We start from the raw sequence: 26,385 nt of genomic DNA, 5'->3' as shown, positions 1-26,385 counted from the left end.
CCCTTCGGAAAGGATCAAGGAACCCCTTGTCTCTGCGAGCCAAGGATACTATTCGACTAACCTGCTGACGCAGGAAGTCTCTCAGCATATTGCGCTCTTTGATGCTCAGTTGCATGGGACTCTTAGGGATTCATCCCTTAGAGCCCCAGTACAAGGTGACCGTAGGGAACGTTGCGTGGACAGCTTTCCTAAATTGTCATGACTCTTGCGATTTCAATCGCTTAGAGGCATGATACACTTGACCGATTAGGTCACAGTGTTTCCTTAATCAGGGCTGAACGAACCCGTTCAGCTTTTCTTGCTATTCAGCAATGCCATGAACTCTTTTCAAATTGATTCCAAATAGGATGCCATTACCGGGTGCGGTAATGTTTACGGCTTCCTCAATTTGATTGATGATTTTTTCGGAATGCTCTTCTTGGGTCAAAACCAGCAGAATTTCCTTTTCCGGTTCCAGCGCCAGATTGAACAACTTTTTGTTCTCGTGCATCCCGGATCCGCGGCCTGAGATGACGGTACCGCAGTAGGATTCTTCGCAGCGGGCACTCTCGAAGACACGGTCGACCAATCCCTTATCGACTACTGTGACAATCGATTGATAACTCATTTGAATATCCACTCCTTTTTATTGGTTTGCATCCATCGTAGTACCGGAAGCTTCTGGAGGACAAAAAATACCGTCCCTAAATTGAGACTATTGTAGCATACATAGTTTCGGACTGCCAATAATCGGCAGCCCTATTGGAGAAAGCAATCTAGTCTAAACCACAAAAGTGAAGCAAATCAGAATGAAATTTGCCTCATTTTTACAAAAATCCTTTATCTTAAGGTAAAATAGAGATACGAAAACAAATAAAGGAAGTTACTGCATGAGTAAAAAAGCAATCGGTTTTATTGACTCTGGCGTCGGCGGCTTGACCGTCGTGAAACAAGCAATGAAACAGCTTCCCAATGAATCCATTTATTATCTGGGGGATTCCGCCAGATGCCCCTATGGACCAAGGCCCAAAGAAGAAGTGATTCAATACACATGGGAAATGACACAGTTTCTGCTGAAGAAAGATATCAAAATGCTGGTGATTGCTTGCAACACAGCGACCGCAGCCGCCTTGGATGTCATCCGCGAGCGCATAGACATTCCGGTGATCGGCGTTATCAATCCCGGTAGCCGAGCGGCAATCAAACATTCAAAAAATGAACGCATTGCCGTAATCGGTACAAAAGGCACCATCAACAGCGACGTTTATAAACAAACCATCAAGGACAAAGACAAGGGTATTTCAGTCATCAGCATGAGCTGCCCAAAATTTGTGCCGCTAGTGGAGAGTAACCAATACAACGGATCAATCGCCAAAAAAGTGGTTGCGGAAACGCTGAAACCTTTACTGAAAGAATCTGTTGATACTCTCATTCTGGGGTGCACGCATTATCCGCTCTTGACACCGCTCATCCAAAATGTGATGGGCCCTTGTGTAACTCTTATCGATTCCGGGGCTGAAACGGTATCTGAGGTGAGCACACTCTTGGATTATTTCCGATTGGCGGAGAGTTCTCACAACAAGCAAGCATCCGAATACCGATTTTATACGACGGGTTCGCCTAAACTGTTTTCGGATATTGCAGAAAATTGGCTCGGACAGAGCAATTTTACGATTGAAAAGGTTGATTTGCTAAATTTGATCGAGAATGACTGAGAAATGAGGGATACGATGAACGCAATTGAAAAAAAGAAAATCGTAATAGCAACCAAAAATCCTGGAAAAGCCAGAGATTTCGCCGTCCTATTTGAACCAAAAGGCTATGAAGTCGTAACTTTGTTGGACTATCCGGAGATTGAAAATGTTGAGGAAACGGGCTATACATTCGAAGCTAATGCACGGAAGAAAGCTGAGACAATCGCTGAATTATTAGGCATGACGGTCTTAGCGGACGATTCCGGCATCTGCATCGATGCCTTGGATGGCCAACCAGGTGTGTTTTCAGCCCGATTTGCTGGCGGAATGAAAAGTGATGCCGCCAATAATGCCAAGGTGCTGGCGATGCTCGGGTCCCAGGAAAACCCATCCCGTAAGGCGCACTTCCATTGTACCTTAGTGTTGGCCCATCCGGATCGGGAAAGTCTGGTTGTCGAAGGGGATATCGAGGGTGAAATAGCGGAATTCCCGAGCGGAGACTATGGTTTCGGATATGATCCGTTATTTTATTTGCCACACTTGGGAAAGACGATGGCAGAGTTGAGCGATGTAGAAAAAAATCAGATCAGCCACCGTGCGATTGCTCTGAAAAATCTTGAGAAAAATTGGGCAGCATGGTTGGAAAAGGAAGCGGATTAGATGATAAAGATACTTGCAGTCAGTGACAGCCATGGTAATAAAGATATTCTTAACGAACTGGCTTTACGCTATTCAAATCAGGTTGATCATTTCGTACACTGCGGTGATTCTGAATTAAGCAGTTCCGATCTGATCTGGGGGATCATGTCCACTGTGATGGGAAATTGCGATTATGATTATCAGATGAACGACGAATACCGTTTCCAGGCCGGCAGCAAAAATGTACTGGTTGTCCACGGGCATCAGCATTCCGTAAGGAGCTCGATTGCCGGTCTGAAACGAGAAGCTGAGCAGGCGAATGTTTCGCTTGTGTTTTATGGGCATACTCATATCGCCAAAGCGGAACAGGAGGAGGGCATCCTTTTCATAAATCCCGGTAGCATCAGCCAACCACGTGGCACGCTGATGGAAAAGACCTATTGTATCGTCACGTTGGATGACCAAACGGCTACTGTTACCTATTACAATGATCACCATCAGGAAGTGGTCGATCTGAGAAAACAATTTCAAATGCTTTGATCACATGCAAAGAAGGTGCATCCGGCTGCACACATTCCGGATGGATACCTTTTAGGAGGAAAAATTAATGATTAGTAGCGAAGTAGCCGCGTTATTGCTGGACAATGATGCCTGCGGAGATCTGATGATCCACGGCGAAAATGTCGCCAATGTACATTGTTCGAATAACCTGAACCATGCGTTTCTCGTGTTGTCCCAAGTGAAGTATTCCGTCATTCCCGTTTTGGATTCGAAGTCCCGCATCAAAGGACTGATTTCCATACCGATGATCATCAAAGCCATCACGGAAATCGATGCGATCCGCTATGACAAAATGGAAACACTCAAAGTGGAAGATGTGATGGACAGGAATGTACAGACCATCCGCCCATGGACAGACCTGGAGGATATCCTGAATTATCTGATCGATCACAATTTCTTGTGCGTTACCGAAGATGACGGCAAATTTATCGGCATCATCACGCGCAAAGAGATACTGACAAGAGTGAATCATCTGGTGCATGGCATCCACCGCATCTACAAATTAGAGAAAATCGAGGAAAAGGAAGAAGTGGCCTCCAAAAGATAGCATGCGGATTTCTGCTTCAAGCCTAACCCAATAAATCAAAAAGTGCTTCACTTCCAAATACACTTGGAGGTGAAGCACTTTTTCGTAAGACGTTTATGCTTTCGGCACGGTGTACGGCAGAGCAGGAATCTGGATACCGGCCTCCAACAGTGCGGAACGGTAGCTTCCCAAGAACAAGTTTTGGATGCTGTACTGCTGGCCGTTCAATGTATAAAAGACAACCCGATAGGCAAGCTGGCCATTCCCTTTGTCGGTGATGCCAATGACATTAGGGCCTTTGACGATTTCCGGATGTTCCGGCACAATCCGTTCATTGACGGCCTGAATTACCTGATTGACCGTTTCAAAATCGGTATCCGGATACAACAGGATATCGATCATGGCCCGCATATCATTTCGGGACAGGTTGCTGATGGTCGTGATGGTATGATTAGGTAAAAAATGCAGCGTGCCATCAAAACTTTTGATCTGTGTCGTCCGCAAGCCAACGTTCACGACTGTACCATCGATTCCGCCGATCACAACATGATCACCGACATCAAATTGTGATTCCAGGATAATGAAGAATCCATTGACGATATCATTGATGAACTGCTGTGCGCCAAGACCGATAGCCAGACCTGCTAGACCCGCACCGGCAATCAATGTAGCGATGGGTACGCCCATGATGGAAAGGATCCCATAAATCAAAAAGAAGAACAAGAGATAACGCAAACCGTTCTCGGCTATTTTGTAGATGGTGGTAGCGCGGTTCTGGGTAATGTGCTTGGTCAAAATCTGTTTTTCAAAAGTTCGGTGCAATACGTAATTGGATAAACTTTTTAAAGCAAAAAAGATGAGCAGCAAAAAAAGCAAGGTTATGCCTTTTGAAATAAACAAGCCCACAATCTCTTCCCATGCGATGCTGTTCCACCATTTTACGAAAATGTTTGGATTCGTCACCACTTCCTCTATCAAATCTTGTGCAAGTGCGCTGTCTTGCGTGCTTATATCATTCATAAAATCCCTCATTTCTGAACAGTTGGTTTCATTGTACCAAATTCTGCGACTTATGAAAATGAAGATAGGTTTACATTTTGTTGAAGAAAGCATGTCCAAATCGGAACCATTCCTTTCCAGACGATTCGGCATTATCTAAAGGGTTTTCAATAGCATATCGGAAATGTCTATGGTATCATTTTATTATAAATGAAATAAATCTTATAAAAATTCGTACAATGCTTTGACAGATGCAAGTATGAATCAAGAAGGAGTGAGTACAAATAATGGGGTATGGTGAAATTGCAGCTTTGATTGCTGCGTTGGCTTTTGCAGTGTTGGTGGTTTTCATCATTTTGGCATTAAGGAAAGTCACTGACATCTTAGGCGAGGTTGAAAAAGTGACCCAGGAAGCGAACAAAAGCTTGGCCGTCATCACGAAAGATGTTGACCACTTGTCGATTGAAGTCGAAGGCTTACTGAATAAGGCCAATACGTTAGTGGATGACCTGAACGGCAAAATCAGCAAGACAGATCCTTTATTCACCGCAATCGGCGATCTGGGAGTGACGGTTTCTGATGTGAACCAATCTACCAGAAATTTGGCGGTATCACTTAAAGGTGGCGGAAAAGGGGTCAAAAGCACATCAGGTTCCTCCACGGTCGGAAAGCTTGGGCGGACAGCGATGGCAATTGCCCGGCAACGGCAAGCGAAGAAAGAAACGAAGGATACAAAGTTCAAAACTTACTGAAGCGTCAACCAATAAATAAACAAAAAGGAGATTGAGGATTATGACAAAAAATAAAGGCGGATTTGTATTAGGGGCAATCATCGGCGGGGCTGCAGCAGCCATCACAGCTTTGCTGTTTGCGCCTAAACCAGGCAAAGAACTACGCGATGACATCACGGAGGAAGTAAATAATCTTCTGTACACAGCGCGCGATTACGCGGATATCGCTGTGGAGAAGAGCAATGAGTTCATGGACGTCGCCAAAGAAACCACCGAAGATATTAAAATTAACTTGAAGGACACCACTTCTTCAATCAAAACACAATTCTCTGAAACAACGAAACATGTCGGTGAAGACTTGAAAAAAGCTAAGGACGACATCAAAGAAAAAGCTACTGATGTGAAAGAATTTGCTTCTGTCATCGCTGAAGAAGGCAAAGAGGAAGCGGCCGCCGTAACGGAAGAAAAAAAGGTCGCAGTGGAAGAAAAGGTCGATGAAATAAAAGACAGCGTGGAAGATATCTGAATGCGCAAAAAAAAACAGGCCGGGTGCCTGTTTTTTTTTTGCACACTGTTTAGCTGATCGCTGCTGCTATACTGATTCAATCAACTAATCCATCAATTTCAAATATGCACCTATATCGGTTGGAGTGTTAGTGAAGGACTCAAAACCATCCGCAGTCACATAACCGCAATCTTCGACTCTGACGCCGATATCCCCTTCGATATAAATGCCGGGTTCAATAGAAAAACACATATTCTCAGTAAGGATCATTTCATTGCCTTCCATGATAGAAGGGTACTCATGCACGCCTTGACCCAATCCGTGTCCGAGGCGATGGTTGAAGTAGCGACCGTAGCCTGCTTCGGTAATGATTGTCCGCGCTACAGCATCCAAGTCACCAGCTTTGATTCCGGGATGGACTGCTGCCATGGCTTCATCATGGGCAGCCAACACCAACTCGTAGATTCGTTTTTGGTGCGCGGAGGGTTCTTCACCAAAGAAGAACGTGCGTGTCACGTCACTTGCATAACCTTCATGCATGGTTCCCAAATCGAACAGCACAAACTGGTTTTTCTTGAGCTTGGTATCGCCTGGAACACCATGGGGGCTAGCCGCGTTTTCGCCGAACAACACCATAGTGGTGAAGCTCATTTCGGCTACGCCTCTTTTTTTCAGCTGATATTCAATTTCGGCAACGACTTCAAGTTCGGTAATGCCCTCGCGCAGCGTTCCAGCACCTATTTTAAGTGCTTCATCAGCCCAATAGCCTGCTTGTTTCATGAACGTAATTTCTTTTTCGGATTTGATCAGGCGCATGTTCTGAAGTGCTGTACTTATGTTGTGGTTGAAAGTAGCTGTCGGGAAATGTTTCCGCAACGTCTCCATTCGCTCGACAGTCAAAAAGTCCTTTTCGATGGACCAGCCCGACAGCGATGAATAACGTTCTTTAATATTGGTTGCCAGTACTGTCCAAGGATCTTGCGTATCCATGTAACTGATCACATCAAATCCCTCTGCAGTCTTCCGCGCATCATTTTCTTCCAATGCAGGGACAAACAGGATGGGCGCAGCATCCTTGAACAGAACCGCCGCTAAAACTCTCTCATGCGGATCGCTTCTGTATGAGGAAACATAAAAGACGTTTTTGGGATCATTGAGAAATACGATATCTACATCTTGTTTTTTCATTAAATTGATAATTAGATTTAAAGGCATTTTTAATATGACACCTTCCTTTCTTTAGTATTATAGCATATAATGAGGGTTCTATTTTTGAATAATGCAATGTGAAATTTTCATGAAAACTTTTATAAAACGCTTGCACATCTTATGAAACAATGTTAAATTCATTATAAGCTTGTAAAACAATCAATATTTACAACATTATGTTGAGTAATGGAAAATAAAAAATTGAAAACAATTGAGATAAGGAGCAGCATAAATGGAAAAACAAACGATTACAATTTACGATGTGGCTCGCGAAGCAAACGTCTCCATGGCAACTGTTTCCCGCGTAGTGAATGGTAATCCCAACGTGAAACCATCCACAAGAAAAAAGGTATTGGAAGTCATTGAACGTTTGGATTACAGACCGAATGCGGTTGCCCGTGGTTTGGCAAGCAAGAAAACAACGACTGTAGGGGTTATTGTCCCTGATGTCACAAACTTATTCTTTGCATCTCTAGCACGCGGAATCGATGATATCGCTACAATGTACAAGTATAACATCATTTTAGCGAACTCTGATCAGAATGACCAGAAAGAAATCCAAGTGTTGAATACGTTACTTGCGAAACAAGTGGATGGCATCATCTACATGGGCAATAAGATTACGGATGAGTTGCGCGCAGAATTTTCCCGATCCAAAACGCCGGTCGTGCTGGCTGGAACAATCGATCCTGAGCAACAAGTCGGAAGCGTCAATATCGATTATATCGGTGCAACCGAAGAAGGTGTAGCGAACATGATTGCGAACGGAAAAAAACATATCGCTTTTGTATCAGCTTCACTTTCCAATCCAATCAATGGACAGTATCGACTAAAAGGTTACAAAAACGCTCTGGTCAATGCAAATATTCCCTTTGATGAAGCGCTTGTCTTCGAATGTGAGCCGACGCTTCAAAATGGTGAGCTGTTGGCTCCTCAATTACTTGAAGCAGGAGTGGATGCAGCATATGTAGCCGGCGATGAACTTGCAATCGGCCTGTTGAACGGTATCATCAATGCAGGTGTCAGCGTTCCTGAAGCATTTGAAGTCACTGCCAGCAACAATTCGCGTATTACAGAAATGGCTCGCCCAAAATTGACGTCCATCATGTTGCCGTTGTATGATATCGGCGCTGTAGCGATGCGTTTACTGACTAAAATAATGAACAAGGAAGAAATTGATGAGAAATCAATCATCCTTCCATACAAAATTGTCAACAGAGGAACAACATTACCTAAAAAATAATGTGTTCATCCGCGAGACACTCAAGACCAAAAAGCCCTGTATCCTGAATGGATGCAGGGCTTTTTGGGCAAGAAATTTGGAATGTTTTCCGGCACTGCTGACGAAAATACAAATGCCAAAAACAAAAGGCTGCCATGACGGGCAGCCTTTTCGCTTATTCTTCAGTTGTGGGAGTTTCATCAGCGGCTGCATTGCGTCTTGCTGCTGCTTCAGCCAAATAACTATCCCAATAGTCTTCCAGGTCTTTATCGGTAGCCCCGGGGGAGAAGTAGTAGGAAATTTGCTTCGGCAACGCATCAGCTTTGAATAAGTCGGTCCTTGTTCCACCATTAAGCGTGACGGATAAGCCGTTCGCGAATGACACGGTTCCTGCCAATGTTCCGGTTTCGGCCAAAACTGATTTTTCGACAATGCCTTCCGGCCGCTGATGCGTCTGGTCGGTCCCGAGAATGCCCGGATTGATGCTGTAGATTTTGTTGGCGATTTGCGACCAATAATTCAAATTTCGGCCAGTTGGAAGTCCTTGATTATTCGGATCATAGAAGACATGTTCTCCCTTGTAATTGTCGTAACCCATCCAAGAGCTGAGCGTAACGGTAGGGGTGCTGGCGATGAACCAAATGTCACGGTTAGCTTCCGATGTACCGGTCTTTCCGGCCCAGTCAGCGTTGAAATTCAGATAATTGTTGATCGAACGGCCAGTGCCGTCAGTTATGACGTCGCGCAGAATATCCAAAGTCAAATAAGCTGTATCCTGCGAGAACACTCTTGTCGCTTCGGACTCATGCTGATAAACAACATTTCCGTGCTTGTCCGTGATTGTTTCGATCAGGTAAGGCGATACATGCTCGCCTCCAGTTGCGAAGGTCGTAAACGCGCTGGTCTGCTCCAAAACAGTCGGTCCGTCATTCGTTGCCCCAATTGCTAGGGACGGATTGCCGTATTCCGATTCGTCTATTGAAGTGATACCCATCTTTTCCAAATATTGCCCAGGATTCATTCCTTTGCTGTTCATAGCGACATAGAGTTTGATTGTCGGATTATTCTTAGATTGGTAGAGGGCCTGGCGCGCGGTCACGTAAGTATTGGAAATGGTGTCGCCGAAGTTAGTGGGCTCCCATAACGTGCCGTCTGGCTGTTTGATGCTTATCTTTGTATCAGGCACCATCGAGGCGGGATAAATCAGATTTTGTTCAATCGCCGGTGCGTAGACCAACAACGGTTTAATCGTGGAACCAGGAGAACGTTTCGTGCTGAATACGTGGTCCACTTGGTTGACTGAAAAATCTCGTCCGCCGATGAAGCCAATGATTCTACCGGTCTGATTTTCGATAAGAACACTGCCTGTTTGCGCAAGCTCAATCACTTCCTGCGTGACTCCGTTTGCATCGACATAAGAATCCACAAAGGTTTCGCCCAAAGTTTGTCCGTAATCTGCTGCCACTTCTTGCATGCCGTTGTAGACATCTTTGTCGATTGTACTGTATACGTTGTAGCCGGACAAGCGCAATGTGTTGTCGGCATTGGCGTAATATTCGTTGTACAATTCAATATCGGCTTCCAGATCGTCCATCGTAAGCTCGTTTGCGGCTGCGGCCTGTTCCATCAGAACAAGGATTGCTTCACGTTCGACAGCTTGATAAAGGTAACTGTTCCGGTCCTCTTGTGTGGCATTAGCAGGTACGAAATCTTGAGTGATGTCATACGCGATTGCAGCATCATATTCTTCCTTGGTGATATATCCCTCGCTGAGCATCCGGAAAAGCACAGTATTTTTTCGGTTAAGGGCTGCAGTCAAATCTTCTTTTCTTTCTCCGTATTGGGTGAAAGGGGTATAAGTATATGGATTCTGTGGGATACCCACCAAAAAAGCCGCTTGAGCCAACGAAACATCGATAGCATGGACGCCAAAAATACCGTTCGCCGCTTCCTCTATGCCGGCGATGTTGGAACCACTGCTGTTTCGGCCGAATGGCGAGACGTTCAGGTAGGCTGTCAGAATTTCATCTTTCGTAAAGAAATTTTCAAGCCGTAGCGCCAATAAAATCTCATTGGCTTTGCGGGAAAAAGTCACTTCATTCGTCAAAATCTGTTGTTTGACGAGCTGCTGCGTCAATGTTGAGCCGCCGCTTTGACTGCCGAATCCGGTCAGTTCAGTCACCAACGCCCTTAAAATGGCCTTAGGTACAATCCCATTATGCTCATAAAAATTTTCATCTTCTGTTGCGATGAGTGCTTCTTTGATGAGCGGAGAGATGTTTTCTGATCCGACAGTTGTCCTGACCAAATCTGTGCGTATTTCCGAAATGGCCTCACTGTTCGCATAATACATAGTGGAAACGAGTTCGACATTTCCGATGTCTTCAGCCATGCTTTCGTAGGTAGGGGCAGTTTCTTTTGAAATCAAATTAGCGAAATAACCCAGACCAGCACCACCGCCGAACATGCCCAACAAGACCATCAGAAGTATGATTCCGGTAAAAATGTTCCGGATGACACCGAAAAAAACATTGAGACCGAAAGCTCCTTTTGAAAGGAGCGGTTTCATGTTTGTTTCGGTGTCCAACTTATGTTTCATTTTTCGCAATGAAGTCTTACTTTGGTTTATACGCTTGTGGGTTTTTTGTTCCCACAGCAAAGCTCTCTCTTTTGTTCTTGCAGCATTTTCTTTCGTGAAAATCCGCTGGAGGCGGCTATTTATTGATTGCCCAAGGCGTTTAACAAATTCGCCGATTTTTTTCAGCCATTTTTCCGCATTATTTCCATCTGGATTCTTCATAAATTCCCTCTTTCCTTTTCAGGTGGTCACTTATCAGTATAACAAAAAAGCTCTGCCCTGACTATTACATAGCGTGAACAATCACTAAGTGAGAGGAACACAAAAAATCAGCAAGGAATATTATCCTTGCTGACAATGTTATTGCTATACTGTTGTAGTAGCAGTATTCTCAAATGTTTCACCGATGGCAGCCAAACGTTCCTCAACGTCAGACTGCGTCAATTGATTACGTTGCACATAATAATTCGGCTGATGGACGCGGCATTCATGCGAACAGCTGCGCATGTATTTGTGCTCGTTTTCTTCGGAACAAAGTATTCTCCGGTTGCAGCTTGGATTGGCGCAATTCACGTAGCGTTCGCATGGTGTTCCATCGAACCAGTCCTTTCCGACCACGACATGTTCGATGCGATTGATATCCACACCGATGCGCTCATCGAAGACATACATTTTCCCATCCCAAAGATCGCCTTTAACCGTTTCGTCTTTGCCGTAGGTTGCGATCCCGCCATGCAGTTGGCCGACATCTTTAAAACCTTCTTTGACGAGCCAACCTGAGAATTTTTCACAACGGATGCCGCCGGTGCAATAAGTCACAACTCGTTTTTCCATAAATTGTTCTTTGTTTTCACGGATCCATTGCGGCAATTCGCGGAAGTTTGCAATATCCGGACGAACAGCTCCGCGGAAGTGGCCGAGGTCGTACTCATAATCGTTGCGGGCATCAATGACGACAGTATTTTCGTCTAGAATGGCTTCGCGGAAAGCTTCCGGAGATAAGTATTCACCAGTAGTTTCGTTGGGATCGAGATCGTCTCCTCCCAAATGCAAGGAAACGATTTCCTGGCGTGGGCGGACGAACATCTTTTTGAAGGCATGACCGTCTGTCTCATCGATTTTGTAGGTGATGTCGCTGAAGCGCGGATCTGCATTCATTTGAGCGATGTAGGCTTGTGTTTGATCGATTGTTCCGGAGACCGTGCCGTTGATGCCTTCCGGTGCTACCAAAATTCTTCCTTTTAAGCCGATTTCTTTGCAGAATCGTAGATGTTCTTGCGCGAATGTTTCTGCATCCTCTATCGGTGTATATTTATAATAGAGTAGGACACGATAGTCTTTTGTCATACTGCTCCCCCTAATTCAATCTGTTTTACTTCGAACGTTATGAAATTATACACATTTTGTAAGCGAAAAGCCAAGGATATGCTCAAAATTCGAAAAATGGTGTTCTACTTTATGGATGTGAGTGGTGCATGCTACACTTACATTAGAGATAAAATGAAAGTGGGGGAATGAAATGGGCATTTGTACATTGATCGTCAATCCATCATCAGGGGGCGAAATGGCCTCTAGTTATCTGGAATTGATGGAAACGCAATTGAGAAACATGTTCGAAGAGGTGACAGTCAAAGAAACAGGGAAACAGGGCGATGCCATGAAGTTTGCGTATGAAGCTGCAAAGAACGGCCATGAAGCTGTGTTTTGCATGGGAGGTGATGGCACAGTCAATGAAACCATCAACGGCTTGGCGGCTGCCGGAACAGATGTCTCTTTCGGTTTCGTACCATTGGGCACTGTCAATGATCTAGCAAGGGCGCTCGGCATCCCTTTGGACCCCGGGCAGGCTATCGAAATGTTTGAAACTGCGGTCTTGTTGGATTTGGATATCCGCAAAGTTAATGACCGATATTTTGTGTCTAATGTTGCTGCCGGCGCGATTCCTGAAGCTGTGGAAGAAGTGAGTGTGGAGCAAAAAACAAAATTAGGTCCACTGGCTTACTTCATTGAAGGAGGGAAAGCGCTGGCGAACCAGCCGATGCATCGTTTCCGCATAACAGTGGATGAGGAAACATTTACTCAGGAATCCCCGCTCCTCCTGATTGCTTTGACGAATTCAATCGCCAGTTTCGAGCATTTCATGCCACAAGCAGAAGTCGATGACGGGAAAATGCGAATGGTCGTTTTCAAGGAGTTCAGTCTGTCGGATTCTCTGAAAATCCTGCCTCAGCTTATCATGGGTGAACTCAAAAATTCGGATACTGTCATCTATAGAACATTCAAACACGCTACTGTCGCCATTGCGGATGGCGATAAACTGATCACGAATGTAGACGGTGATGAAGGCCCTGCATTTCCGCTTGAAATCGCGATACTACCTTCCTTTATAAAGGTTTATGGACCGGCACGCTCTTAAAAACACATCCCTACGACCCAAAATACAGGTCGCAGGGATGTGTTTTGTCTTTTGTCTTTAGACATACTTTTCGGTCAGGCGCAGGAATTCCTTTACATCAGCTGCCATGATCTCCAATCCTTGATTCCAGAAGTCCGGCTGAGTGATATCGGCACCAAGATGCTTCAGCACAAGGTCTTCAGTTGTCATCGAACCAGTATCCCGCAGTAACGAAATATAGGTTTCTTCAAAATTTTCAGTCTGCTGCAACGATTGCGCATAGATTCCCAGGCTGAACAGGAAGCCAAACGTGTAAGGGAAATTGTAGAAGGGCACATCATCGATGAAAAAGTGCAATTTACTCGCCCAGAATAGGGGATGGTAGTCACTCAAGGCATCTTGATAAGCCTCTTTTTGGGCGGCTTCCATCATTACTGACAGTCGTTCTGCAGTGACAAAGCCGTTCATCCTTTCGGTGTAGAAGGTCTTCTCGAAAAGATAACGAGCATGTATATTCAGAAACATGGCCGTCGCATTTTCGAGCTTCGTGTTGAGCAAGGAAATTTTTTCTTCATCGCTGCTCGCTTCCCTGACTGTGGCAGCGCTGATGATGGTTTCCGCAAAAGTCGATGCCGTTTCGGCGACGTTCATGGCGTAGCGCGTGTTCAGATCCGGCAGATCGCGCATCACGTGTGAATGGAAGGCATGTCCCAATTCATGGGCCAGTGTACTCATATCGCTGGCTGAACCCGTAAAGGTCATGAAAATCCGTGACTCTTTCGATTCCGGGTAATCTTCGCAATAGCCTCCAGGTCTTTTGCCTGATCGGTTCTCGGCTTCTACCCAGCGGTTTTTGACGGCGTCCAAGGAAAAGTCTGCCAGTTTCGGACCGAAGGAGGCAAAGTGTTCGATGATGTAATCGACTGCTTCGTCGAAGCTGAAGGTTTTTGACTGGAAACTGCCGAGCGACACAGGGGCATCGACATCATACCAAGCCAGCCTGCCTTTGCCCATCAGAGCGGCTTTGCGGTCCAAAAATGAAAGGAAGGGCTGTTTGTTCGTACTGATGGCTTGCCACATCGTTTCCAGTGTCTCGCGTTTGATGCGGTTGTAACGCAATGGCTCCACCAAGAAGTCCTCATCCTGATGCGCCTCGAAATCCGCCAAACGAAAACCTTGTAGGTGGTTCAGCGTATCGGCGAAGGCTGGAGCAAGGTATCCCCAAGCTTTTTCCCACTCGACGAATATTTTTCTGCGGACGCTCGGATCGGGATCGGCATACATCCGGTTCATCGCTTGACCAGCTGATAGTTCGTTCAAAGTTCCGTCAGCTTCTTCAAAAGGAATCTTGATGAAGGATACGAGCGTGTCATAGTGCGCGCTCCAGCCATTGAATCCATCGACACGCAAATTTGCCAATAAGGCTTCTTCCTTATCGGAGAGGAGGCGACTGCCCTGTTGGCGCCATTCTGACAGTGCAAATGCAAGAGCTGAAAAGGAAGGCATTTTCACCAACAACGTCCAATCGTTTTCTTCGATGGCAGTTATTTTTTTCTTCAGAGTCGTTTGAATAATCGTTAATTTGCTGTACAATTGAATTATTCGCGCATGGATTGCGCTTGCATTCAAATCCGATACATCGGCGGATTGGATACCTGTTATGAAACTGTTGCATTGCATCAGGGCTTTTGTGTACTGTTCCTCGTAATGAAGCAAATCCTTCAAATCAGAGTATTCCGGTTTATCACGTTCAGGGTTCCAATTGTTTGCTGCGGATTCAAAATCCTTCAATCCGTCTTGGATGGATTTTATCTTGTCTTGTAGGTCCGGTGAAGAACTCCCGCCTTCGAAAAACGAGTCCAAATCCCAGGTAAGGCTATATTTCATGCTGATCATCCTCTCAGTCTTGATTGACTAATTTATTGCCATAAGTACATTATATCCGTTTTACATCAGAAATAATAAAAGAATTCACATCAGGAAAGGAAAAATACTACATGCAAAAAGAGCAAAGAAGCAATTCATATATAGTGGGAGCAGTTTTGATCATGGGTTATCTCTATTACCGTGCCACTTTCCGACAAGATTTTTATGCTTTGCCGAACATCATCGCGAATTTCCTGCAATCGCAACCGCTCTCCGGGTTATTCGCAACATTCACCTTCCGATACGGTGAGCAGATGGTCAGCACGGAGGCTTTGGGCTATTTCGGTTTTCTGGGATTCTTCGGCAGCAAGATATGGTTGTTCCTTTCCTATTTCATCTTGACTTATCTTTGGTATGGCGGTCTTTCCGGGAAGATGCGGGATGTAGTTACACCTGTTGTTGTGGCGCTGTTGCTTTCCGTCAGTTACGCGGCTGCGGATGAATTTCATCAATCGCTGGTGTCTCCGGCATTTGCGATGAAGGAAGATGTGGTCTTGGCCGGCGCAGGAGCAGTTTTGGCGGTAATCACCGGTTGGTTCTTCTTTACAGTCAGAAAAGGCAGAAAGTGAATTGCCATAAGCGGTTACTTTTGATAAAATGATTGAGTAAATTAATAGATGAGAAGAGGGATCTGAATGTCAGGACATTCAAAATGGAGTAAAATCAAAGGTGCAAAAGGCGCTGCAGATCAAAAACGAGGTAAAATTTTTCAGAGATTATCGAAAGAAATTTATATGGCTGCAAAAAACAGCGGTCCGGATCCCTCATCTAATCCGAGCCTGCGCTTAATGATCGATAAAGCGAAAGCAGCGAACATGCCGAATGATAACATCACGCGTGCCATCAAAAAAGCAACATCTGCTGGAGAAGGCGAAAATTATGAAGAAGTCACTTACGAAGGATACGGTCCGAACGGTGTAGCCGTTTTGGTCCATGCTTTGACAGACAACCGCAACCGTACCGCCACTAATATCCGGGTTGCTTTCAATAAAAATGGAGGATCTTTAGGTGAATCAGGTTCGGTTAGTTACATGTTCGACCGTAAAGGCTATATCGCAATCGAACGTGAAGACTTGGATGTGGATGAAGATACAATGTTGATGAGCGTATTGGAAGCCGGTGGAGAAGAGCTGCAGACGAGTGATGAAGTTTTCGAAATCTACACGGATCCTGCCGATTTTGATGCTGTTTCCGAAGCTTTGAAGGCAGAAGGCTATGTCCTGGCTGAAGCTGAGGTCACAATGGTTCCGCAAACTTTGTCGTCTATTGCAGCGGACAAAGAAACGCAATTCAGAACGATGTTGGAAAAACTGGAAGACGATGATGATGTCTCCGAAGTATTCCACAACGCTGATCTGGACGACGAAGAATAACATAGTACAGATAAAATAAAAAACGGTTGCTTACCACTGTCTGCGGACAAGGTAGGCAACCGTTTTTTCGGATTCGACTCGGAGCCTAGTAATAGGCAGTGCCGCCTGGTTGGAATCGCTTTCTTGTTAGGCTTGTAGTATAATTTAGATAGCCAAAGTCGGATTTTCCTTGGGATTTTCGATCGCGGCTCTTAAAGCGAAGCGATCATTATCCAATCGGGATAAACTATGAATGGGGGACAACCGTATGGCAAAAGTAATATTTGTGATTGCACCTGAAGACTTTCGTGATGAAGAATTATTCATGACCCAGGAAGAGGTTGCGAAATGCGGGCATGAGATGTGGATCGCAAGCCACAAGACCGGAACTTGTATGGGGGTGCATGGCGGGATTGCGCAGTCGGATCTTTTGGTTGAGGATGTCGATACGACCAGTTTTGATGGAGTGGTGTTCGTTGGAGGTCAGGGGAGCCGTGTTTTCTTCGACGATCCGCATGCCTGGATGTTGGCACAGGCGATGAACGGGCAGGGCAAAATGGTTGCTGCAATCTGTATCGCGCCGGTGGTCTTGGCGAATGCTGGTTTGTTGAAGAAGAAAAATGCGACTGTTTTCGAATCCGAAATCGCAACTATTGAAGCAAAAGGAGCCATTTATTCTGAGTCCGCGTTGACAGTCGACGGCAATATCATCACTGCGAGCGGTCCGGATCAGGCAAGGCAGTTCGGACTGGAAATATGCAAATTTTTGACGGCATAAAGAGCTAAGACAGCTGTTTTTGAGGAATTGGAGGCGGCAAGGTATATGGAAGAGTTGAAAGCTAGAATTGAACTATTGAAGGAACAGAATCCGATAAAAATACAAGATCTGGAAAGGAAATTCGGATTGTTGAAGTTCGAGCTGCAGGAGGCGAAGAAAATACTGGAGCGTAAGGAAATCGCCTTAGCGGATGTGAAAGGTGAATGGATCAAAAACAATTCGGAAAAAAATCTCGCCGTAATGCGCGAAGAAGAGCAGAACCTGAAGATTGCCAGAATGAACTACAATGCTGCGGTGGAGTAAATGGATATCATGAAGACCGTCGTTTTTCTGCTTTCCTGAAGGTCCAACTATTTGTATGATCATCACAGCATCCTAACGAAAAAGAACGACAAGGACATTTTTACTGGTCCTTTGCCGTTCTTTTTCGTTGTGTCGTTGCTTTATTGTTGTTGCGACTGTTCATCGATGAAATCGTTGATTTTCTGCTGGTATTGCTCATCCGAAATCAAATAAGAGAAACCTTCTCCGATGACGCTTTGAGCTTCGCTGATAGTGAAGAAAGCTTTAGGATCGATGGCTGTCACAATACGGTTTAACGGCATCAATTGCTGTCTGTTGACGACTATCAAAATCACCTTCTTCTGGCTTTTGGAGTAATAGCCTTCACCTTCCAAGAAGGTCATTCCGCGACCGATTTTTTTATCGATCGCATCAGCGATTTCCTGATGCCGCTCCGAGATGATCAGGACTTGTTTTTTCGGATTGAACCCTTCCAAGATGAAATCCAGCACTTTCGTTTGCACATAGAGATGCACGACAGTCAAAACGACATTCTCCAGCCCGATGACGAAGATTGAAGGTCCGACGACGAACAGGTCCAATACGACCAGTGCGATACTGGTGCTCCAACCGAGATATTTATTGAAAATCAAGGCGATGATGTCGGTCCCGGCCGTTGAACCGCCTGCCTGCATCACGAGTCCCAAGCCTGTGCCGACCAAAAACCCGGAGCAAAGCGGAGCCAGAATGATTGTTTCCATCGGATAGCGCCAAGCAGCAGTCAGATGGAGAAACACCGACATCAACAGTGTGGCCAAAAGCGTCAGCCTCATGGTCGATTTTTCCAAAAATCGGAATCCGATGACCAGTATGATGCCATTCAACACGAAACTCGTGATGGCTACAGGGACATCCAAGGTATAGAAGGCCAACAAACTAATGCCGGTGACACCGCCTTCGCCAAGATGGTTCGCCACGGAAAACATATTGATGCCCATCGCGAACAGAAATGTTCCGATTGCAATCAGAAGAATCGAACCAACAACGTTCTTTTTCAAAAAAGTTCACCTCCCTTATATCAAGTTATCCCGCTTGTTTTTCGCGTGTAGGACCGCTGTTTATGCCAATATAACATATTTTTAACTAAGTTTCTCGTTGGAGAAAGAGCGGAAGCCAGGATTTTGCAGAAGCTATAAGTGACGGCAAAATAGAAATGAGGTGATGAATATGGAAGAAAAAGCAGAGAGCTTGTTGGCCGATGCGATGCGACTGGGTGTTTCCGACATCCATCTGCTCCCTTACGAAGACCATTATGAACTCTTTTTCCGCGTGAGTACCGGATTATCGAAAGTAGCGGTGTATTCAATAGAAAAGGGTGAGCGGCTGATTTCTTATTTCAAATTTCTTTCGAACATGAATGTGGGTGAAAGGCGGAAACCGCAATCCGGTGCTGTCAGGTACAGGCTGAACGGCAAAAAAATTGAACTGAGGCTGTCCACCATCGCAAATTTCCGCTACCAGGAGTCGCTTGTCATCCGCCTGCTTTATGCCAATCCGGGTTTTGAACCGGGTTTGCACGCATTTTTCCCGGCCCAGGAGGCGGAGTTGCTCGAACTGTTGGACCACAAGAGCGGTCTTGTACTGTTCTCTGGCCCTACCGGATCCGGCAAAACAACGACGATCTATCACTTGCTGCGCAGGAAATATGCCGATGAACCGCTGCAGATCATTACGATGGAGGATCCGGTCGAAATTGAGGAGCCGCTGTTTCTGCAGGCCGAAGTGAATGAAGCGGCAGGTATCACATACGACCTGCTCATCCGCCAGTGCCTGCGTCATCATCCGGATATTCTCGTCATAGGCGAAATCCGGGATCAGGAAACAGCTAAAATGGTCGTAAGAAGCGCATTGACGGGGCATTTGGTGATTGCGACAATCCATGCCAAAGAGTCATTCGGGGTATTGGAAAGGCTGCGGGAATTGGCGATTTCTTCCGAACAAATAAAGCAGACGTTGCTCGCTGTCGTTTCCCAACGTTTGATCGCAAAATATTGTCCACTGTGCTCCGGTAAGTGCACCATTCACTGCGCCCATTATCATGTAAACGAAAAGTCGGCTGCTATCTATGAAATTTTGGCAGGTAAGGAACTGCAGAACCATCTGCAGAACAAGGAGGACGGAAAGCGGTTTGTCACACTGAATGATAAATTGCGAAAAGCCTATGCGTGTGGATACATTACGGAAAAAAATTACTTGGAGAATCTCGTCTGAAAAACGTTGGCTGGCAAAAGAGCAGGCTTATTTTTTGAGGCGCTTAGGTGAATTACTGAAGGAAGGTTTTTCGTTGTCGGAAGGGCTTGCCTTTCTGAAGGTGATGCAGCCGAAGCGCTCGGGCGATATCCAGCGCATGTTGGTCAAACTGGAAACAGGTATCAATCTTGCGGATGCATTGGCTGGATGCGGATTTTCGGAACAAGTCGTATCGCAGCTGCGCTTATCCTTCCTTCACGGAAAATTGACGGAAACCTTGCTGTTTTGTTCCGATTTCCTGACTGAAAAGGATAAACAATTGCATAAGCTCAGAAAAGTCTTGATCTACCCCTTGTTTTTGCTGGTGTTCGCGAACGTAATGCTGATTGCGATCAGACAGGTCCTACTGCCCAGTTTGGAGACGATGCTGGTGCCCTCGCAAGAGGGTTCCGGCTTGCTGGTCCGCATCATCCTGCTTTACCTGGAGAACCTGCCGCTCATCATACTGGGTACGCTAGGCTTAGCCGCCAGCTTAGTCCTGTTGGCAAAAAGTTATTTGAAAAAGAAATCAGCTTTCCAAAAATCTTTGCTGTTCTGCCGGATTCCGCTATTCAGCAAATGGGTCCAACTCTACTATTCCTTTTTCTTCTGCCGGGAATACGCTTATTTCTTCCGCAACGGCATGCAGCTGAACCAGATCGTTTCGCTGATGCGAGGTGATGAAGGGACTGCCTGGATGAAGGACATATCCGGATTGGTGGAGGAAGGGTTGATGCAGGGCGATAGCCTGACGACAATCATCAAACGTTATCCCGTTTTCAAAGAGGAGATGGGCTGGATCATCTATCACGGCGAGCTAACCAGCCAATTGCCGATCAAATTGAGCATGTACAGCGAAGAATGTTTCCGGCTGTTGATAGCGGACATCGAACAGAAAATCGGCTGGTTGCAGCCTGTCTTGTTCCTCATGGTCGCCGTCATCGTGATGGCGATCTATCTTATATTGTTGATGCCGATGCTTAGTTCATTAGGAGGAATGTATTAATGAATACGATCAAAAAAACACTAAAAAACAAAAATGGTTTCACTTTAATGGAAATGGTTCTTGTTCTGTTCATCATATCGGTGCTGATGCTGATGATCATCCCGAATGTGGCGAACACGAAGAAAAGCGTGGAGACAAAAGGCACGGACGCTCTGGCGGTCGTCGTGCAGACACAGGCTGACATGTATGAACTGGATACAGGGACGGAAGCTGCCAATTTCGCTGAACTCAAGGCTGGTGGTTACTTAAGCGACAATCAAGTGACTCAAGCAACCGCCAAACTGACAATTGCAGGCGGAAATGTTTCCAAAATTGAATGATTTAAATGACGGCTTGAATAATGTATAAAAGCGGATTCACATTATTGGAGAGCCTATTGGTACTGATGATCGCCTCCATGATTTTGCTGCTGACCCCGCAATTGGAAACCGCAACGGATGAACTCGCGTTCAATCTGTTTTTGGACGATTTCTTGACGGAACTTCACACAGCTCAAAGTTATGCGGTCATCACAGGGAATGGCGTCAATATGGATGTCCTGCGACCAATCGGCGCAACGCATTATGCTGTTTTTAAAGACGGTGCCGGATCGGACCGTTATATCAATCGGAAGTTGCTTTTGCCTGAAGGATCAAAAGTGATTCAAGGCTACACTGGATTCATCAAAGGAGGCAGTGGATATCTGCAACCGAATACCATCATCATGGAAACGGCCCGATATCGCTATACCATCACAATCCAATTGGGGAGCGGTCGTTATGAAGTCAATAAAGCTAAACGATAGCAGCGGATATATGCTTTTCGAAAGTCTGATCGCTTTGGCAATGGTCAGCATCTCAATCTATGTGCTGATGCCGCATTCCGTTCAATTTTTCACGACTTTAAAAGCGGCGGGAGCGGAAGTTGCCTACTGGCGGGTCGCGCAGGACCAGATGCAGGTCATCGCCAAAGGAGGAAACCCAATCGAAAGTCAGGCTTCCGGAGGTATACTGTTCACCACTACTTGGAATCCGGAAACCTCAGAACTTATAGTGAGCGGTGATGATGGGCCAGAAAGGGTGACGGTGCATGCCGACGAAATCGATGCAAAAGAACCCTGAACAATCGCAAGCCGGATTCACTTTATTGGAAGCGGCGTTTGCGCTGACTGTCAATACGTTGGTGCTCCTGCTGATAGTTGGAGGCATGGGAGTAATCCGCACTGCGAACGTACAGCTGGAGCAGAGACAAGAAGCAGAATGGCATCTTTTCCTGATCCAACTCGAGCATGAGTTGGAAGACGAGTTGATGGTGCAAAAGACAAGTACGACCGTCCGCACCAAATCAAAAAATCCTGCTGATACTGCTGTTTATACTTATGAGTTCCGTATCAATAAAGTGCTTCGTTACAAAAACGGAGAAGGCTATCATCCGATGCTGCTGCAAGTCAAAGCGTTGAAATACGAGGTGACCAATGAAGGGATTTCTATCCAGGCTACGCTTTCGGACGACCAGACGCGCAGAGCGCATCTCATCCTGCCGAAAGCCCCCATTAAATAGTGATCGATCACTAGGCAGGGGCGGCTCGATTTTGCCGATCACCATTTTTTACTTGTTCCTTTCACAAATGATGCTTTTCGGAATCATAAGAGTTTATGAGAATCAGCTCTATCTGTACAGATTGACGGAAAACCACTACAAAGCGCAAACTTTACTGGCGTATACAGATTACTGGCTGAAGGAACATAACAAAATATCGAGTCCGGAAAATCGGATCGTACCGGCTTCCCTGTATTTTGAAGAAGGAATCGTGCACTGCGTGGCGGATGCGAGCGGCAAAGTCACTGCCACCGTGACCCTGCAAAATGCCTACAGCGAAACGCTGGTATTGGAAATCCTGTCCCCGGAGTGATATGCAAAATAAAAGGTCATAAAGGTCATATGGAGAACCAGACCTGAGGTAAACAGCATAAAGAACCGCACAAGTAACCCGTAGGTACGTCGGGTTATTTGTGCGGTTCTTGGCTGTTTCATCGGATTTGGGGTCTAATACTGGCCTCAAAGCTCTTATTGACGAATTCCCCCTATCTATACGAGCACTTTTTTGATATACTTGATAGGTATGTTCATAAACAAACAGGATTTTTTTGGAAGGAAGTATGTGAAATGAGTAGAGTCTCAAAATTGCAAGATGCCATCAAAGCGAAGAAGATGGATGCAATGCTGGTGACAAGTCAATATAACTTACGTTATGTTTCCAATTTTACGGGTACGACCGGTTTGGCGGTCATCACTCAAGAGGAAGCTTTTTTTGTGACCGACTTCCGTTACACCCAACAAGCTGCTTCACAGGCACAGGGTTTTCAGATTATTCAGAATAAAGGACCAATATTCGATGAAGTGAAAAAGATCGCGGAAGAAAAAGGTCTAGCATCAATGGGATTCGAAGATGCCATCCTGTCTTTCCGAAGTGTCGAGGATTTAGAGGATCTTGTGACTTGTGACCTGATTCCTGCCTCGGGCATCATTGAAGAGTTGCGTGAAGTCAAAGACGAAGATGAAATTCGAACTATCAGCCGTGCTTGTGAAATTGCGGACGCCGGTTTCCTGTTCATCCTTGATCATATCCGTCCAGGAGTTTCGGAAATAGAAATTGCTAACCGCTTGGATTTCCACATGCGTGAATTAGGTGCGAGTGGCGTTTCATTCGAAACGATTGTCGCCAGTGGCATTCGTTCCGCTATGCCGCACGGTGTCGCCAGTCCGAAATTAATCGAAAAAGGCGACTTCGTGACGCTGGATTTTGGTTGCTATTACAATGGCTATGTTTCGGATATGACCCGCACGGTTTCAGTGGGGCAACCGCATGCAGAATTGAAGAAGATTTACGAGATTGTGCTGGCTGCCCAATTGCGCGTGAATGCAGCGGCAAAAGCTGGCATGAGCGGCATGGAAGTAGACAGTGTCGCACGCGAGTACATTACGGAACACGGGTACGGAGATGCGTTCGGCCACTCAAATGGCCACGGAATCGGTTTGGAGATTCATGAGGGGCCGAATACATCGCAAAAAGCCGGGAAAGTGCTTGTTCCGGGAAATGTCATCACAAATGAACCGGGCATCTATCTCGCTGGTCTTGGCGGTGTCCGGATTGAAGATGATCTTGTGATCCGTGCTAACGGCAACGAGATTTTGACGCATTCTCCAAAAGAGTTGATTATTTTATAAAAAAATAGAATCCGCATTAAAATAATGGTAAACTTAGTTCAAATGAGCTGCCACAGGAGGAATTATAAATGATTTCAGTAAATGATTTTAAGACAGGCTTGACGATCGAAATTGATGGAGGGTTATGGAAAGTTGTCGATTTCCAACACGTAAAACCAGGTAAAGGTGCGGCTTTTGTCCGTTCAAAATTGAAGAATCTTCGCACTGGAGCTGTACAGGAAAAAACTTTCCGTGCGGGTGAAAAAGTCGGAAAAGCGCACATCGCGAACCGTAAAATGCAGTTTCTTTACGAGAGTGCCGGTGCTTACGTTTTCATGGACACAGAAAACTATGAACAAATCGAATTGAACGCAGGCCAAATCGAGTACGAATTGAACTATCTGAAAGAAAACATGGAAGTCAATATCCTGATGTATGAATCAGAAACAATCGGTGTCGATCTTCCGAATACAGTAATCCTGCGCGTGGAAGAAACTGAGCCAGGAATCAAGGGCGATACAGCTTCAGGCGGTTCAAAACCGGCTAAAATGGAGACTGGATTGATGGTCAATGTACCATTCTTCGTGAATGCGGATGATATGCTTATCGTCAACACAACGGACGGCTCATACGTATCCCGCGCATAGTGTTTCCCAAGAAAGGAGAATGACAGATGATGGAAGAAACAAACATTCCTTTAGCAAACGGTCCGGCTCCGCTGGGAGAGATTGAAATTGCTCCTGAAGTGATTGAAGTAATTGCTGGTATTGCAGCGAATGAAGTAGAAGGTGTTTATGCGATGCAAGGGTCTTTCAAGACTGGCGTCAATGAACTGTTGGGTCGCACTACCCATAACAAAGGCGTACATTTGACTGTCGATGAGAATGGTTTGTCGGTTGATGTCTATTGTTACATCAAATACGGCGCTTCCGTGCCGAAAGTCGCTTTGGATATGCAAGAAAAAGTGAAAGAACAAGTCCTTTACATGAGCAATCTTGAAGTGTCGCAAGTGAACGTCCATGTGGTCGGTCTCGTTGCACCAAAATCCGAAGATAGTACTTATCTTGATTTGGATACAGAATTGGGGGAGAATGCGTGAGCAATTCCCGTTTAACAAGAAGAGAAATCCGTGAAAAGGCGCTTCAAGCTCTTTTTCAATTGAAGACAAACGAAGAATTGACCCCTGAAGAAGCCATCAAGCAAGCTTTGTTGAGCGATTCAGAAGAATGGAACAGCGAAGAGGATGTCGAAATTCAAGATTATCCTTACTTGATCACATTGGTGCATGGCGTATTGGATAATCAAGCGGCGATCGATGAAGCGATTCAACCTTATCTGAAGAACTGGACCGTGGGCAGACTGGCCAAAGCAGACGCTTTGATCATGCAGATTGCTGCTTATGAGATGCTGTTGGGAGATACGGAACAGGTACCTCAAAGGGTAGCGTTGAATGAAGCAATCGAAATTTCAAAGCTATATTGCGATGAACAATCGAGCAAATTCATCAATGGCGTATTGTCCAACCTCATTCCTAAAACGGAAAATCCTTAATGCTTCGGCTTAAGGGTTTTCTTTTTTTAGTTGATGAAATCGGATATACCAGGCCCGCTTTTCTAACTGTAATCAAAGATATTATGGTAAAATAAACGATAACACCGAGGAAAAGGAGATTGATTAATGGAAACGATTATCATGGATGGAAAAGGCTTAGCCAAAAAAATGCAGGACCAGATGAAAAAACAAGTAGCAGCATTGACAGCGGAAGGAAAAACTCCGGGGCTTTGCGTCATTTTGGTCGGCGAGGATAAGGCAAGTCAAGTCTATGTCCGCAATAAAGAGAAACAATCCGAAGCAATGGGCATGAATTCGCGTGTCGTTCGCCTTGCGGCAGACATTTCCGAAGCGGATCTGCTGACTGAAGTTGAAAAGCAGAACCAAGACGACAGTATGCACGGTATTTTGGTGCAGTTACCATTGCCGAAACACATAGATGAACAAAAAGTTCTGCGTGCCATCCGTTACGAGAAGGATGTGGATGGGTTCCATCCGATGAACGTCGGAAATTTCTTCCTGGGCAACGAATCTGCATTGCCATGCACACCATACGGCATCATGAAAATTTTGGATGAATACAATATCGCGCTTGAAGGAAAAAAAGCATTGGTTATCGGCCGCAGCAATATCGTCGGAAAACCAATGTCCATCATGTTGCTGAACGAAAATGCAACAGTCACGATTGCCCATTCCCGCACAAAAAATCTGAAAGAATTAGCTAAAGAAGCTGATATTCTGGTTGCGGCAATCGGCAGAGGCCATTTCGTCACTGCTGATTTCATCAAAGAGGGTGCAGTCGTCATCGATGTCGGGATGAACCGCAGCGCGGAGGGCAAGTTGATCGGCGATGTGGACACGGCCGGTGCAATGGGCATCGCAAGCCATATCACACCAGTGCCCGGCGGTGTAGGGCCGATGACCATCACGATGCTATTGCAACAAACAATCGATAAAGCAAAATAGTCAAGGAGGCA

General features: G+C 45.5%; 31 protein-coding genes. 24 read left to right on the top strand and 7 right to left on the bottom strand.

The features are described from left to right. Positions 1-301 precede the first annotated feature (301 nt). Complete coding sequence (locus BMZ71_RS02840) at positions 302-607, bottom strand: hypothetical protein (protein ID WP_086988098.1); 306 nt, start codon at positions 605-607, stop codon at positions 302-304. 262 nt (positions 608-869) lie between these two features. Here BMZ71_RS02840 and racE point away from each other — a divergent pair, with 262 nt between their 5' ends. From racE to cbpB, 4 genes are all read left to right on the top strand, one after another. Then, positions 870-1,694: a glutamate racemase gene (racE, locus tag BMZ71_RS02835; RefSeq protein ID WP_068559788.1), complete on the top strand. Its 825-nt coding sequence runs from the start codon at positions 870-872 to the stop codon at positions 1,692-1,694. A gap of 15 nt (positions 1,695-1,709) precedes the next feature. Then, entirely contained in the window at positions 1,710-2,333 is a 624-nt protein-coding gene (locus tag BMZ71_RS02830) for an XTP/dITP diphosphatase (RefSeq protein ID WP_245734370.1), read from the top strand. After that, complete coding sequence (locus tag BMZ71_RS02825) at positions 2,334-2,852, top strand: metallophosphoesterase (protein WP_086988096.1); 519 nt, start codon at positions 2,334-2,336, stop codon at positions 2,850-2,852. A 67-nt stretch (positions 2,853-2,919) separates the two neighbouring features. Then, positions 2,920-3,420: a cyclic-di-AMP-binding protein CbpB gene (gene cbpB, locus BMZ71_RS02820; RefSeq protein WP_086988095.1), complete on the top strand. Its 501-nt coding sequence runs from the start codon at positions 2,920-2,922 to the stop codon at positions 3,418-3,420. Between the two features lie 93 nt (positions 3,421-3,513). Here the strand turns inward: cbpB and BMZ71_RS02815 are convergent, their stop codons facing one another. After that, a complete protein-coding gene (locus BMZ71_RS02815; RefSeq protein ID WP_086988094.1) occupies positions 3,514-4,419 on the bottom strand; it encodes a mechanosensitive ion channel family protein in 906 nt (301 codons plus the stop codon). Positions 4,420-4,685: 266 nt separating this feature from the next. Between BMZ71_RS02815 and BMZ71_RS02810 the strand changes: the two genes are divergently transcribed. After that, a complete protein-coding gene (locus BMZ71_RS02810; protein WP_086988093.1) occupies positions 4,686-5,150 on the top strand; it encodes a DUF948 domain-containing protein in 465 nt (154 codons plus the stop codon). Positions 5,151-5,190: 40 nt separating this feature from the next. Further along, positions 5,191-5,655, top strand: a complete 465-nt coding sequence (locus BMZ71_RS02805) for a YtxH domain-containing protein (RefSeq protein WP_086988092.1) — start codon at positions 5,191-5,193, stop codon at positions 5,653-5,655. Positions 5,656-5,739: 84 nt separating this feature from the next. On the opposite strand, the gene BMZ71_RS02800 is transcribed toward BMZ71_RS02805, so the two are convergent. Next, positions 5,740-6,822, bottom strand: a complete 1,083-nt coding sequence (locus BMZ71_RS02800) for a M24 family metallopeptidase (protein WP_245734369.1) — start codon at positions 6,820-6,822, stop codon at positions 5,740-5,742. A gap of 253 nt (positions 6,823-7,075) precedes the next feature. Here BMZ71_RS02800 and ccpA point away from each other — a divergent pair, with 253 nt between their 5' ends. Then, the gene (gene ccpA / locus BMZ71_RS02795) at positions 7,076-8,086 is read left to right on the top strand and encodes a catabolite control protein A (protein WP_086988090.1); all 1,011 of its coding nucleotides are present in this window, start codon (positions 7,076-7,078) and stop codon (positions 8,084-8,086) included. A 154-nt stretch (positions 8,087-8,240) separates the two neighbouring features. Here ccpA and BMZ71_RS02790 read toward each other — a convergent pair whose 3' ends face one another. Next, on the bottom strand, positions 8,241-10,865 hold the full coding sequence (locus BMZ71_RS02790; RefSeq protein WP_086988089.1) for a transglycosylase domain-containing protein: 2,625 nt from the start codon (positions 10,863-10,865) through the stop codon (positions 8,241-8,243). Between the two features lie 144 nt (positions 10,866-11,009). Then, a complete protein-coding gene (gene trhO, locus BMZ71_RS02785; RefSeq protein WP_086988088.1) occupies positions 11,010-11,990 on the bottom strand; it encodes an oxygen-dependent tRNA uridine(34) hydroxylase TrhO in 981 nt (326 codons plus the stop codon). A gap of 172 nt (positions 11,991-12,162) precedes the next feature. Here trhO and BMZ71_RS02780 point away from each other — a divergent pair, with 172 nt between their 5' ends. After that, on the top strand, positions 12,163-13,059 hold the full coding sequence (locus BMZ71_RS02780; protein WP_086988087.1) for a diacylglycerol/lipid kinase family protein: 897 nt from the start codon (positions 12,163-12,165) through the stop codon (positions 13,057-13,059). 57 nt (positions 13,060-13,116) lie between these two features. Here BMZ71_RS02780 and BMZ71_RS02775 read toward each other — a convergent pair whose 3' ends face one another. After that, on the bottom strand, positions 13,117-14,925 hold the full coding sequence (locus BMZ71_RS02775; RefSeq protein WP_086988086.1) for a M3 family oligoendopeptidase: 1,809 nt from the start codon (positions 14,923-14,925) through the stop codon (positions 13,117-13,119). A gap of 110 nt (positions 14,926-15,035) precedes the next feature. Between BMZ71_RS02775 and BMZ71_RS02770 the strand changes: the two genes are divergently transcribed. The 4 genes from BMZ71_RS02770 (at position 15,036) to BMZ71_RS02755 (ending at position 17,397) form a co-directional block, all read left to right on the top strand. Next, positions 15,036-15,533, top strand: a complete 498-nt coding sequence (locus BMZ71_RS02770) for a VanZ family protein (RefSeq protein WP_086988085.1) — start codon at positions 15,036-15,038, stop codon at positions 15,531-15,533. A gap of 66 nt (positions 15,534-15,599) precedes the next feature. After that, positions 15,600-16,337, top strand: coding sequence for a YebC/PmpR family DNA-binding transcriptional regulator (locus BMZ71_RS02765; RefSeq protein ID WP_068559763.1), 738 nt, complete (start codon positions 15,600-15,602; stop codon positions 16,335-16,337). Positions 16,338-16,584: 247 nt separating this feature from the next. After that, positions 16,585-17,094, top strand: a complete 510-nt coding sequence (locus tag BMZ71_RS02760; protein ID WP_177187466.1) for a DJ-1/PfpI family protein — start codon at positions 16,585-16,587, stop codon at positions 17,092-17,094. Positions 17,095-17,139: 45 nt separating this feature from the next. Beyond that, complete coding sequence (locus BMZ71_RS02755; protein ID WP_086988083.1) at positions 17,140-17,397, top strand: hypothetical protein; 258 nt, start codon at positions 17,140-17,142, stop codon at positions 17,395-17,397. 140 nt (positions 17,398-17,537) lie between these two features. Here the strand turns inward: BMZ71_RS02755 and BMZ71_RS02750 are convergent, their stop codons facing one another. Next, positions 17,538-18,434 (bottom strand): YitT family protein, encoded by an 897-nt coding sequence (locus BMZ71_RS02750; RefSeq protein WP_068559755.1) that lies wholly within the window; start codon positions 18,432-18,434, stop codon positions 17,538-17,540. Positions 18,435-18,603: 169 nt separating this feature from the next. Here BMZ71_RS02750 and comGA point away from each other — a divergent pair, with 169 nt between their 5' ends. The 12 genes from comGA to folD all read left to right on the top strand — a co-directional run bounded on the left by comGA (position 18,604) and on the right by folD (position 26,374). Further along, positions 18,604-19,647, top strand: a complete 1,044-nt coding sequence (gene comGA, locus BMZ71_RS02745; protein WP_306298095.1) for a competence type IV pilus ATPase ComGA — start codon at positions 18,604-18,606, stop codon at positions 19,645-19,647. Then, positions 19,577-20,671: a competence type IV pilus assembly protein ComGB gene (comGB, locus tag BMZ71_RS02740; RefSeq protein WP_086988082.1), complete on the top strand. Its 1,095-nt coding sequence runs from the start codon at positions 19,577-19,579 to the stop codon at positions 20,669-20,671. The genes comGA and comGB overlap by 71 nt, the downstream gene beginning before the upstream one ends. Further along, positions 20,671-20,991, top strand: a complete 321-nt coding sequence (comGC, locus tag BMZ71_RS02735) for a competence type IV pilus major pilin ComGC (RefSeq protein WP_086941310.1) — start codon at positions 20,671-20,673, stop codon at positions 20,989-20,991. The genes comGB and comGC overlap by 1 nt, the downstream gene beginning before the upstream one ends. Positions 20,992-21,011: 20 nt before the next feature. After that, positions 21,012-21,455, top strand: coding sequence for a competence type IV pilus minor pilin ComGD (gene comGD, locus BMZ71_RS02730; protein ID WP_086988081.1), 444 nt, complete (start codon positions 21,012-21,014; stop codon positions 21,453-21,455). Next, entirely contained in the window at positions 21,430-21,771 is a 342-nt protein-coding gene (locus BMZ71_RS02725) for a type II secretion system protein (protein ID WP_086988080.1), read from the top strand. Before comGD ends, BMZ71_RS02725 begins: the two co-directional genes overlap by 26 nt. Beyond that, on the top strand, positions 21,740-22,210 hold the full coding sequence (gene comGF / locus BMZ71_RS02720; RefSeq protein WP_086988079.1) for a competence type IV pilus minor pilin ComGF: 471 nt from the start codon (positions 21,740-21,742) through the stop codon (positions 22,208-22,210). The genes BMZ71_RS02725 and comGF overlap by 32 nt, the downstream gene beginning before the upstream one ends. A gap of 31 nt (positions 22,211-22,241) precedes the next feature. Next, positions 22,242-22,562, top strand: a complete 321-nt coding sequence (locus BMZ71_RS02715; RefSeq protein WP_068559741.1) for a hypothetical protein — start codon at positions 22,242-22,244, stop codon at positions 22,560-22,562. Positions 22,563-22,816: 254 nt separating this feature from the next. Further along, entirely contained in the window at positions 22,817-23,878 is a 1,062-nt protein-coding gene (locus BMZ71_RS02710; RefSeq protein WP_086988078.1) for a M24 family metallopeptidase, read from the top strand. A 68-nt stretch (positions 23,879-23,946) separates the two neighbouring features. Continuing rightward, positions 23,947-24,504 carry an elongation factor P gene (gene efp / locus BMZ71_RS02705; RefSeq protein WP_086988077.1) on the top strand — a complete coding sequence of 186 codons (558 nt, stop codon included), beginning with the start codon at positions 23,947-23,949 and terminating at the stop codon, positions 24,502-24,504. 26 nt (positions 24,505-24,530) lie between these two features. Beyond that, positions 24,531-24,956 carry an Asp23/Gls24 family envelope stress response protein gene (locus BMZ71_RS02700; RefSeq protein WP_068559736.1) on the top strand — a complete coding sequence of 142 codons (426 nt, stop codon included), beginning with the start codon at positions 24,531-24,533 and terminating at the stop codon, positions 24,954-24,956. Continuing rightward, positions 24,953-25,408, top strand: coding sequence for a transcription antitermination factor NusB (gene nusB, locus BMZ71_RS02695; protein ID WP_068559734.1), 456 nt, complete (start codon positions 24,953-24,955; stop codon positions 25,406-25,408). Before BMZ71_RS02700 ends, nusB begins: the two co-directional genes overlap by 4 nt. 126 nt (positions 25,409-25,534) lie before the next feature. Next, positions 25,535-26,374: a bifunctional methylenetetrahydrofolate dehydrogenase/methenyltetrahydrofolate cyclohydrolase FolD gene (gene folD / locus BMZ71_RS02690; protein WP_086988076.1), complete on the top strand. Its 840-nt coding sequence runs from the start codon at positions 25,535-25,537 to the stop codon at positions 26,372-26,374. Positions 26,375-26,385 lie beyond the last annotated feature (11 nt).

The organism is Trichococcus flocculiformis (assembly GCF_900113645.1).
Lineage (GTDB): Bacteria > Bacillota > Bacilli > Lactobacillales > Aerococcaceae > Trichococcus > Trichococcus flocculiformis.
The sequence above is the reverse complement of the archived record's forward strand: the minus strand, read 5'-3'. Positions and strand labels throughout refer to the sequence as shown.